Origin of the sequence: Moorena sp. SIO3H5, from assembly GCF_010692395.1 — a bacterium.
In the GTDB taxonomy this organism is placed as follows: Bacteria; Cyanobacteriota; Cyanobacteriia; order Cyanobacteriales; family Coleofasciculaceae; genus Moorena.
Genome location: NZ_JAAHHS010000723.1, coordinates 1 through 1,743, shown reverse-complemented (window position 1 = coordinate 1,743; position 1,743 = coordinate 1). Strand labels below are relative to the sequence as shown.

Genomic DNA, 1,743 nt, shown 5'->3' with positions numbered 1-1,743 from the left:
TCTGCAAAGCACCGAAAGCAAATCGATACGTAACCGCACTCGCTGAATCCTCTACCGGCACAAAAGGCTGTTGAAACACAAACAACCAGAATGCAAACCAATTGCGAGTGTCAAGCCTAGGCATAAAATAACGACGCTACCAGATATAATCTGATCTATCATTCTGTTATCCGATCTATTACTTCCGTCTATGACTTGTTAACTACCGTCACGAACCCACCGTTAACCGCGCTTCGCGGTATAACGGGGGCTTGAATAAGCTCACGACGTGACCAGCCTCAGACTTTTTAGTCTACGTTTTTTGAGCTATCACACCTTTAGATGCGTCGCTAGTCTTCTGCTCTGTGGTTGACAGTTAAACAGTCATAAATGGGTTAAGACAGTGCTGTTAACAAGACAAACTCAAAAAACATTGGCGAAGCGAACTTAACCCTAGCAATAGGAGAAAACACAATTATGCGTGTCTTTGTACTCAACAAAAATCGACAACCTTTAGATCCATGTAAACCTGCGAGAGCTAGGATTCTACTTTCGACAGGAAAAGCAAAGGTTTATCGTCGTTACCCATTTACCATAATCTTGACGGAGGAGATAAAGGATCCAGTAACTCACGAGCACCAATTAAAAATAGACCCTGGAGCAAAAACAAGCGGTCTAGCTATTGTTCAAGGAACACGGTTAATCTGGGGAGCCGAACTTAGTCATAGAGGTTTCCAAATTCGAGTTGCTTTGAGTTCTCGTAGACAATTAAGGCGCAGTAGACGTAATCGCAAAACTCGATACCGCAAGCCCAGATTTCTTAACAGAACTAGACCGAAAGGTTGGTTAGCGCCTAGTTTGACGTCTAGGGTTCAAAATATTTTAACTTGGGTTAAAAAGTTGATTCGATTCTGTCCTATCACCGGCATATCCCAAGAATTGGTTAGGTTCGACACTCAAAAGCTCCAAAATCCTGAAATATCTGGTATCGAGTACCAACAGGGTACACTTTACGGCTATGAACTTCGGGAATATTTACTTGAAAAATGGAATCGCAAGTGTGCTTATTGTGGGGCAACAGGTACTCAGTTAGAAATCGAGCATATTAAACCATTATCTAAAGGTGGTTCCAATCGGGTTTCTAATTTAACTATTGCGTGTCATCCATGTAACCAGGCTAAATCCAATCAAGATATTGAGCTTTTTTTGTCTAAGAAGCCTAGTATCTTGAAACGAATACTGAGTCAATCATTACGCCCCCTGGCTGATGCGGCTTCTGTTAACTCAACTCGCTGGAAGTTGTACTACGAACTGAAATCAATAGGATTGCCTGTTGAAGTGGGTAGCGGCGGATTAACAAAATTCAACAGGTGCCGCCAAAATCTTCCTAAAACTCATTGGTTAGATGCGGCCAATGTTGGAAAAGTTGAAACTCTGATTATTGAAGTAACCCTACCTTTGGTAATAACAGCCAAAGGACACGGCACTCGTCAGCTCTGTAGGACTAATAAGTATGGGTTCCCCATTCGTCATTGCTCCAGAATTAAATTTCACAAAGGCTTTCAGACAGGAGATATTGTCCGCGCCGTGGTAACTAAGGGGAAGAATATTGGTACTTATGTAGGACGGGTCGCAACCAGAAAATCAGGGTCTTTCAATATCTCAACTTTGGGAGGACTAGTGCAAGGGATTAGTCACAAATATTGTCGATTTATTCACAGAAAGGATGGTTATGCTTATACAAACTAGATTCTGTCCTCATGA

At 42.1% G+C, this 1,743-nt stretch carries 1 protein-coding gene; it reads left to right on the top strand.

Annotated elements, in window-relative coordinates:
• Positions 1 to 456 precede the first annotated feature (456 nt).
• Positions 457 to 1,728 carry an RNA-guided endonuclease IscB gene (iscB, locus tag F6K52_RS35945; protein WP_293089946.1) on the top strand — a complete coding sequence of 424 codons (1,272 nt, stop codon included), beginning with the start codon at positions 457 to 459 and terminating at the stop codon, positions 1,726 to 1,728.
• The last annotated feature ends 15 nt before the right edge of the window (positions 1,729 to 1,743 follow it).

Coding starts and splice junctions, on each gene's coding strand:
- iscB (WP_293089946.1), top strand. CDS start 457: ATGCGTGTCTTTGTACTCAACAAAAATCGACAACCTTTAGATCCATGT.